9 protein-coding genes are annotated in these 8,068 nt (G+C 64.2%); 7 read left to right on the top strand and 2 right to left on the bottom strand.

Annotation, left to right across the window (positions count from 1 at the left end):
* Positions 1-131: 131 nt before the first annotated feature.
* The 3 genes from OXQ95_RS18485 (at position 132) to OXQ95_RS18475 (ending at position 3,985) form a co-directional block, all read left to right on the top strand.
* Complete coding sequence (locus tag OXQ95_RS18485) at positions 132-1,952, top strand: terminase family protein (protein WP_267382265.1); 1,821 nt, start codon at positions 132-134, stop codon at positions 1,950-1,952.
* The gene (locus OXQ95_RS18480; RefSeq protein ID WP_267382267.1) at positions 1,949-3,010 is read left to right on the top strand and encodes a phage portal protein; all 1,062 of its coding nucleotides are present in this window, start codon (positions 1,949-1,951) and stop codon (positions 3,008-3,010) included. Before OXQ95_RS18485 ends, OXQ95_RS18480 begins: the two co-directional genes overlap by 4 nt.
* A 150-nt stretch (positions 3,011-3,160) precedes the next feature.
* Positions 3,161-3,985: a DNA adenine methylase gene (locus OXQ95_RS18475; RefSeq protein ID WP_267382269.1), complete on the top strand. Its 825-nt coding sequence runs from the start codon at positions 3,161-3,163 to the stop codon at positions 3,983-3,985.
* A gap of 220 nt (positions 3,986-4,205) precedes the next feature.
* On the opposite strand, the gene OXQ95_RS18470 is transcribed toward OXQ95_RS18475, so the two are convergent.
* Positions 4,206-4,403, bottom strand: coding sequence for a hypothetical protein (locus OXQ95_RS18470; RefSeq protein WP_267382271.1), 198 nt, complete (start codon positions 4,401-4,403; stop codon positions 4,206-4,208).
* Positions 4,403-4,708, bottom strand: a complete 306-nt coding sequence (locus OXQ95_RS18465) for a hypothetical protein (protein ID WP_267382273.1) — start codon at positions 4,706-4,708, stop codon at positions 4,403-4,405. The genes OXQ95_RS18470 and OXQ95_RS18465 overlap by 1 nt, the downstream gene beginning before the upstream one ends.
* 280 nt (positions 4,709-4,988) lie before the next feature.
* Between OXQ95_RS18465 and OXQ95_RS18460 the strand changes: the two genes are divergently transcribed.
* The 4 genes from OXQ95_RS18460 to OXQ95_RS18445 all read left to right on the top strand — a co-directional run bounded on the left by OXQ95_RS18460 (position 4,989) and on the right by OXQ95_RS18445 (position 7,240).
* Positions 4,989-6,335 (top strand): ISL3 family transposase, encoded by a 1,347-nt coding sequence (locus OXQ95_RS18460; RefSeq protein ID WP_267382275.1) that lies wholly within the window; start codon positions 4,989-4,991, stop codon positions 6,333-6,335.
* 61 nt (positions 6,336-6,396) lie between these two features.
* Complete coding sequence (locus OXQ95_RS18455) at positions 6,397-6,624, top strand: hypothetical protein (protein ID WP_267382277.1); 228 nt, start codon at positions 6,397-6,399, stop codon at positions 6,622-6,624.
* Positions 6,624-6,827 carry a hypothetical protein gene (locus OXQ95_RS18450; RefSeq protein WP_267383083.1) on the top strand — a complete coding sequence of 68 codons (204 nt, stop codon included), beginning with the start codon at positions 6,624-6,626 and terminating at the stop codon, positions 6,825-6,827. The genes OXQ95_RS18455 and OXQ95_RS18450 overlap by 1 nt, the downstream gene beginning before the upstream one ends.
* Positions 6,828-6,871: 44 nt before the next feature.
* The gene (locus tag OXQ95_RS18445; protein ID WP_267383081.1) at positions 6,872-7,240 is read left to right on the top strand and encodes a hypothetical protein; all 369 of its coding nucleotides are present in this window, start codon (positions 6,872-6,874) and stop codon (positions 7,238-7,240) included.
* Positions 7,241-8,068 lie beyond the last annotated feature (828 nt).

The raw sequence follows: 8,068 nt of genomic DNA, 5'->3' as shown, positions 1-8,068 counted from the left end.
AGGGGCCGCGCTGACCGTCGCAACAGGCACTGATCGTGGCGCCGGGCTCAAGCTCGCCACCTTGTAGAAAGCCTTTCTACAAGGCCGGGCGCTGCGATCGCGGGGGTGGCCGTGGCTAGGCTCGCGCCTCCATGGACAAGCTCCCGCCCGATACCGGCATGCCGTTGCCCGCCACCGCGCTACCGATCCCGGTGGACGCGCGGCGGCAGGCGCGCAGCCTCTATTGGCGGGGCTGGGGGTGCACCCAGATTGCCGGCGAGCTGGGCATCAACGCCGAAACCGTGAAATCGTGGAAGGCCCGCGATGAGTGGGACAAGGCACCCTCGCTCACCAAGATCGAGGACGCGCTGGAGTGCCGCCTCAACACGCTGATCGCCAAGGATCAGAAGACCGGGGGCGATTACAAGGAGATAGACCTGCTCATGCGGCAGGTCGTCTCGACCGCGAAGGTGCGCCGCTATGAGGCGCCGGGCGGCCACGCCGGCGACCTGAACGACAAGGTCGGCAACCGCAACGCGGGGCCGAAGAAGGACAAGGCGCCGAAGAACCATTTCACGACCGAGCAGGTCGAGGAGCTGGAGCGCATCTTCGAGGCCGAGCTGTTCGGCTATCAGGAGGATTGGTGGGCCGCCAAGGATCAGCGCACCCGCATGATCCTGAAGTCGCGTCAGATCGGCGCGACATGGTATTTCGCCCGCGAGGCGCTGCTCGACGCGCTGCGCGGGGGTGGCAACCAGATATTCCTGTCGGCGTCGAAGGCGCAGGCGCATATCTTCCGCGGCTACATCATCCAGTTCGCGGCGCGCGTCGGCGTGAAGCTGCAGGGTGACCCGATCGTCCTCACCGCGGAGACGATCCCCGAGGGCGAGCCAGCGGCCGAGCTGATCTTCCTCGGCACCAACGCGCGCACTGCGCAGGGCTATCACGGCAATTTCTACTTCGACGAGTTCTTCTGGACCTACGGCTTCGAAGAGCTGAACAAGGTCGCCAGCGCCATGGCGATGCACAAGCGCTGGCGCCGCACCTATTTCTCGACGCCGTCGAGCGTCGCGCACCAGGCGCACCCTTATTGGACGGGCGACCGCCGCAACCGGCGCGTCAAGAAGGCCGACCGGATCGACATCGACACGAGCCACGCCCGGCTCCAGGCCGGCGTGCTGTGCGAGGACAAGGTGTGGCGCCAGATCGTCACGATCGAGGATGCCGCCGCGCGCGGCTGCGATCTGTTCGACGTCGACGAGCTGCGCGTGGAATATGCGCCCGACGAGTTCGCTAACCTGCTGATGTGCCAGTTCGTTGACGACAGCCTCTCGGCCTTCAAGTTCAACGAGATCCAGCGCTGCACGGTCGATACCATGATCGACTGGCCGTGGTTCAACCCGCTCAGCAGCCGGCCGGCCGGCGACCGTGACGTCTGGGCGGGGTATGATCCGACCGGGGGCGAGGATGGCGACAACGCCTCGCTGGTGATCGGCGTGCCGCCTTCGGGCCCTGGCGGCAAGTTCCAGCTTATCGAGCGCCACCAGCTCCGCGGCGACTTTCAGTCGCAGGCCGAGTTCATCCTTGCCCGGTTGCGCCTCTATAATTGCACCTATCTCGGCATCGACGCCAACGGCGTGGGGGCCGCGGTCCACCAGCTCCTGATCGGCAAGGTGCGCGGGCTCACCAAGATCGAATATTCGCTCGAGGCGAAAACGGCCATGGTGATGAAGGCGCAGCACAGCTTCGCACGGCAGCGCATCGAATTCGACGCCGGCTGGATCGACCTGCAATCGGCGTTCCTGTCGATCAAGAAGGCGCTGACCGGATCGGGCCGCGCCATCACGTTCAAGGCGGGCCGCAGCGAGGATGTCGGCCATGCCGATCTCGCTTGGGCGGCCATGCACATCCTCATCAACGAACCGCTCGACGGGCAGGCCCGCGGCAAAACGCGCATGGAGATCTTCGAATGAGCAAGCGACCGGGCAGGGCGCGCGCGATGACGCGTGCGGAGAGCGGCGCCGCCAAGCCGGGCGCGATCGTCGCGCATGTCGCGCGCGAGGGCGGCGTGGAAGCGTTCACCTTCGGCGATCCGGAGCCGGTGCTCGATCAGCACATGCTCGTGGATATGGTCGAATGCTGGACAAACGGACGGTGGTACGTTCCGCCGCTGCCGATGGACGGGCTCGCGCGCGCGTTCCGCGTCTCGCCGCATCACAGCTCGGCGATCATGCTGAAGCGCAACCTGCTGGTGGGGTCGTTCGACCCGACGCCGCTGCTCGGCCGCGGCGAGTTCGAAAAGCTCGTCCAGGACTATCTCGTGTTCGGCAACGGCTATCTCCAGTGCGTGCGCAACCTCGTGGGTGGGCCGCTGCGCATGATGCACGCGCCAGCCAAGTTCACCCGGCGCGGCGTCGTGCCGGGCACGTTCTTCTGGGCGCCCTACAACGTGCCGGAAACCGAGTTCGAGCCGGGCAGCATCGTTCAGGTGATGCAGCCCGACGTGAACCAGGAGATCTACGGCGTCCCCGAATATTTGAGCGCGCTGCAATCCGCGCTGCTCAATGAAGCGGCCACGCTGTTCCGGCGTCGCTATTATCTGAACGGCAGCCATGCCGGCTATATCCTCTATGCCACCGGCGACATCGACGCGAACGACACCGACGCGATCAAGGATGCGCTGCGCAAGTCGAAGGGGCCGGGCAATTTCCGCAACCTGTTCGTCCACGCGCCGGGCGGCAAAGACGGGTCGCTGAAGATCCTGCCGATCGCCGAGGTGGGCGCCAAGGATGAGTTCCTCGGCATCAAGAACGCGACGCGCGACGACGTGCTGGCGGCGCACCGCGTGCCGCCCCAGCTCATCGGGATCGTGCCGGCGCAGGGTAGCGCGCTCGGCAACCCACTCCAGGCCACGGCGATGTTCTTCGAGCTGGAGATCGCGCCGCTCCAGGCGCGGCTGCTCGACATCAACGATTGGCTCGGCGTGGAAGCCGTGCGGTTCAAGCCGCGCGCGCAGCCCGCCGCCACCTGATTCTGCGTCCGGCGTCAGCCGGGCGGGGGACACCGGGTTGCAGCCCGGCGAACCGACGAGACGACAGCTCGCCACGACACGATCGGCCAACCGGCCATCCCGCACCCGGCTCGCGCCGGGCGGGAGTTCTACAAGGCGAGCTTTTCCAACATGTCCACCACCATCGTTCGACCGGTCGCGCCCGCGGCCGGCTATATCGGCGGGAAGCGCAATCTCGCGTCCCGCCTGACCGCCATCATCGATCGCGTGCCGCACGACGGCTATGCGGAACCCTTCGTCGGGATGGGCGGGGTGTTCCTGCGCCGACGATCCCGGCCGCGCGTCGAGGTCATCAACGACGTGTCGGGCGACGTAGCGACCTTCTTCCGCGTGCTTCAGCGGCACTATCCGTACCTGATCGACATGCTGCGGTTCCGGGTCGCCAGCCGGGCCGAGTTCGACCGGCTGAAGGCGACGCCGCCCGAGACGCTGACCGACCTGGAGCGCGCGGCGCGGTTCCTCTACCTCCAGCGGCTGGCGTTCGGCGGTAAGGTGGCGGGACGCAATTTTGGCGTCAGCACCACCGTGTCATCCCGGTTCAACGTCACAAAGCTGGAGCCGATGCTCGCCGATATCCACGACCGGCTGGCGGGTGTCGTGATCGAGCAGCTCGACTTTGGGGCGTTCGTCACCCGCTATGACCGGGCGGGCATGCTGTTCTATCTCGACCCGCCATATTGGGGGTGCGAGACGGATTACGGGCAGGACGTGTTCGGCCGGGCCGACTTCGAACGGCTCGCCTTCGTGCTATCGAGTATGAAGGGCCGCTTCCTGATGTCGCTTAACGATGCCCCCGGCGTGCGATCGACATTCGCCGCCTTCACCATGCGCGCGGTGGAGACGACCTACACGGTGGGAGCGAAGACTTCGACGCGCGCGGCCGAGCTGCTGATCTCGAATTTCCCGCTCACCGAAGGTGCGGCGGCCAACGCCTGATCGCAGCGGCGCCGGGGATCGATCGTGTTCCCCGGCGCCGGCACCTAGCGGAACATAAGCGGAACATGATATGAGCCGATGGTCATCCGGCATATTGGGTTGATGGACCGGGCCGGGGGTCTAGCACAGGCTACGGCGTTTCGGGTTGATGGGGCGTCCCCGGTCCATTAGCCTCGACCCCGGCATCGGCGCTGAAGGTGAACACAGGCGTCGATGTCACCTATAGCGACGGCCAATCATTCAGAGCATCGCACAAACCCTGTCTAGTCAGCGGCACCTTGATGCGGCGGATGGTCGGCTCGCCGCCCTCTTCGACAAGCCAGTCAAATGCCTGCCGCGCAAGTTTCGCGGTAGGATAAAAGGAGGGATCGGCCTCCTCTTCGGCGAGCAGCGCGTAGATCGTAACTGCGCGGGCCATTACAGTCCGAGGCCCTGTCGCGCGCGTTTCACTTGGCCCATGTAGGCCGCAACTGGTTTGCCCGCTTCCCATGCGTCATATGCGCTGTCGAGCGAGTAGCCGGTCTCGGCATCTGCGCCGTCAAGGCCGCAAGATTGACCGGCTTTAGGGCCTCCGGTGAACTTCTCGTCCCAGCCGAGCGCCGCGAGACACTGCTCAGCCCTCCGGCACCAGGCATACCATGCACGATCGGATGCGCTGACCTCGCCCATCTCAGCTGCGTGCTCGCGGCGGGCGATCTCTAGATCAGTGGCGTCGAACGGCATTGCCTTACCTCCATAGTTGCCGTCATCTATTTACATGACGGCAACTATCCGTCAATAGGTGACGGCAACAAAATGGAGGCTCGACTGAAATTATGACGGCATCTATCAAGCGACCTGTGGGGCGGAAGCGAATCAATGCGGAGGGCGGCGGCAAGTTGACCGTGCGCCTGCCTGAGGGAGGTCTGGAGCGGCTGAACGCCGTGCTGCGACCAGGGGAGCCGCAATCAACATTCCTTCGCGAAACAGTGTTGGCAGAGGTGGAGCGCCGGGAGGAAAAGGCTTGAACTGGCTACGTCTTCCCGACTTCGATGTGAGCGATCCACGCCTCATCCACGGTGACCACGGCGAGGTTATCGAGGTGCAGGTCGACTGCGCCCCGAACAAGTTCGACGTCGACCTGTGCTGCCTGGCTCGCAAGCTGGTGAAAAACGGCAACAAGATCGTCCGGTATCGCGATCTCAAGATCGAGGCCGCGCCGACGTGGTTGCAGGTGAGCCGCCAGCGCTATCGCTGCCAGAGCTGCGACACGACGCTCTATCAGCGTGTCCCGCACGTTGACGACAATCACATGATGACGTCGCGGCTCCGCGAAGCGATCGAGCTGGCAACGATCAAGCGGACCTTCGCCGACACGGTCCATGTGCTCGGCGTGGAGGAGAAGCTCGCTCGTCGCGTCTTCAGGGCGCACGCGAACGACGTCCTGCTGAACTATCGATACGAGGCGCCGCGCGTCTTCGGGGTCGACGAGAACATGCTGCTCGGTAATCTGCGCGGCGTCATCGTCGATGTCGAGAACGCGAAGCTGCTCGACGTCCTGCCTGGCAACAACGGGTCGGAAATCCGCCGCGGATTGGACCGCATGGACAATTGGGACAACGTTGAGGTGTGGTGCCAAGACATGGCCGGCGGCTACAAGGGCATCGCGAAGGACCTGTTCCCGAAGGCGACGATCGTCGTCGACAAGTTCCACGTGCTCACCAAGGCGAACCACTGGTTCCTCAAGGTCCGACTGTCCGAGACGCCGAAGCTGCCGGTCGAAATCCGCAAGAAGATGCCGGGCATGATCCGGCTGCTCGACCGCCACTACGAGAGCGTGACCGACCGCCAGAAGGACCGGATCGAGGAAGTGCTGTCGCACAGCCGCCGGCTGGCCGACGCCTACGCGATCAAGGAATCGTTCTACTACTGGTATGACGCGCCGACCCGTGAGGATGCGGAGAGCGCCTACAAGCAGTGGGTCCAGTTCGTCCGGTCCAAGGACCAGATGCAGGAATGGATGCCGCTGATGAAGATGGTCCAGCGCGAGCGGAAGTTCATCTTCAGCTACTTCGACCACCGCTGGACCAGTGGGACCGTCGAGCGGATGAACCGGTCGATCGGCGATATCAACCGCGCCGCGAACGGCATGGACTTCCAGACGCTGCGGGCGAAGGCGATCCTGCGCTACAGCACGCTGATCCCGAAGTGGAAGCTCGACATGCACTTCATGGAGACCGGCGCCGGGTTCCTGCACGACGTCCTGGACGACGACGCCGGGGCTGATGACGTGGAGGGCGACCACTACTTCGTCGGCTCCGGCTTCGACCCATCAACCCTGATCGCAGATCTCAAGGCCGGTCTCTTCTGACGCGTATCAACCCGAAACGCCGGAGAACCGAGCCGATCCATCGAGCAGCAGGAGTCGCACGATGATGGACAGGCATGGGGAAGAGCGGCCGGCGTTCGGCGCATGGCTGATGATGCAGCGCGATCGGGGGGATTGGGTCGACGGCATCGCCGAGGCAGCACGCGCGGATCGCGCCTTCCCGCGCGCTGGCGACGTCGAGACTGTGCGCAAGCGCCTGCGCGACATGGGAGCGGACGGTGATGCGTTCGCCGCGCTCGACGATGCCGAGATGGATTGGCTGAGCTATTGATGGGCAGCCGGTGCCATCTGTGCACCGCGAACGATCGCGATGCCGTCATCGATCGGGTCGCGGGCGCCATGTGGGAGAGCCGGCGGCACGGCACCCTCGACGATCGGCCCTGGCCGGAGGCGTTCCCGTACTGGCGGCAGACCTATATCGAGCTGGCCACCGCGGCGGTCGATGCGCTCGACCAGGGGCACGCCGTCAGGTGACGTCGCGGCTGCCCCCGGACGTGCTGGTGTTCCGGGCTCTATGCGTGCTGGACGCCGCGGCGCATGCCTGCATGAAGGCCCCGCTGCGCCCGCCCTTGCCGGGTGTCCGTCTGGCGCTCGCCTATCTCTACAGCGTCAGCAACGATCGCACGGAATTCTTCAACAGCGACCGCGGTGTGTTCGACGCATTCTGGCGGTCCATCACCAATGACGAGCCCGCCTTTAGCGTAGACCGCGCCAACACGGGTCGTAGCAACGATGCGTTCGCCAGCTTTGCAGGGATCTGTCGGCGGGTGGACGTGACCCAGACGATCGACTTCACGGAGGCGCTCGCGCGTGCGCGCCACACGGCAGGCCCATCGAGCCCGTCGAGGGCGCCGACCATCACCCCCGAGGTCGATGCGGGGACGTAACAATGTTGCGCAACGACGATCGATCGTTGCAACCCCAAATTGCGCGCTTTTCCCCCCTCCTCGCCCGCCCGCTTTTCGAGTCGCTTTCGGTGCGGTGCCACTTTGCCGATTTGGACGGCCTAGATCCTGGGGTTCTGACCCCGCCGAATGGCCTCTGCAAAGGTGCGGATCGGTGCAGTCGGAGGCCCCCGCTCGGCCGGTTGCGGAACAACGTCACCGATGCCGCGGTCCGCTACATCCTAGGTGCGTGTCGGGAAAACCATAACATCCATAACCGCCACCCGAATATGGCACCTAAGTGCCTGATTTGCAAGGAATACTTAGGTTATGGTCGAACTATAATCTGACATAACATTTTTCAGGCTCAACCATAATCCCATTGATATTCCACGGTTTTTTCCAACCGCTTGGTTAGGGTTCAGAGGTATAATCTGGTTATAGAAATATTATGGTGTTTGTTATGGCGCAAACCCGCAGAAAACCGTCGATATTATGGATGTTATGGTTTTCCCGCATGCTACTTTCTGCATGGCGAGCCCCGCCGCTTTATCGCTGATAGAGGCACGGCCGGTTGGCTGACGCACGTCAAACCGAGCGTGACGACTGTGCCGCTTATTGTGCCACCTGGTGGTCGTGCGTGCGTCGATGATGCTCGGCGTGTGGTGTTGGCTGGCGCGGAGTGTCGACAATGGTCTGACGAGGGCGGGGCAGGGGCATTACGGGAACAGACTGTGCCCCCCGTTGTGCCCACGCAAACCGTGGCTCTCCGCGCGTTTCGCGTGTTGCTGATTGACGTGGAAGCGGCAGAAATCTAGGAAATCCGGGCGT

The organism is Sphingomonas sp. GC_Shp_6, assembly GCF_026540835.1.
Classification (GTDB): Bacteria; Pseudomonadota; Alphaproteobacteria; order Sphingomonadales; family Sphingomonadaceae; genus Sphingomonas.
Note: the sequence above shows the minus strand (reverse complement) of the source record. Positions and strands in the feature narration are given on the sequence as shown.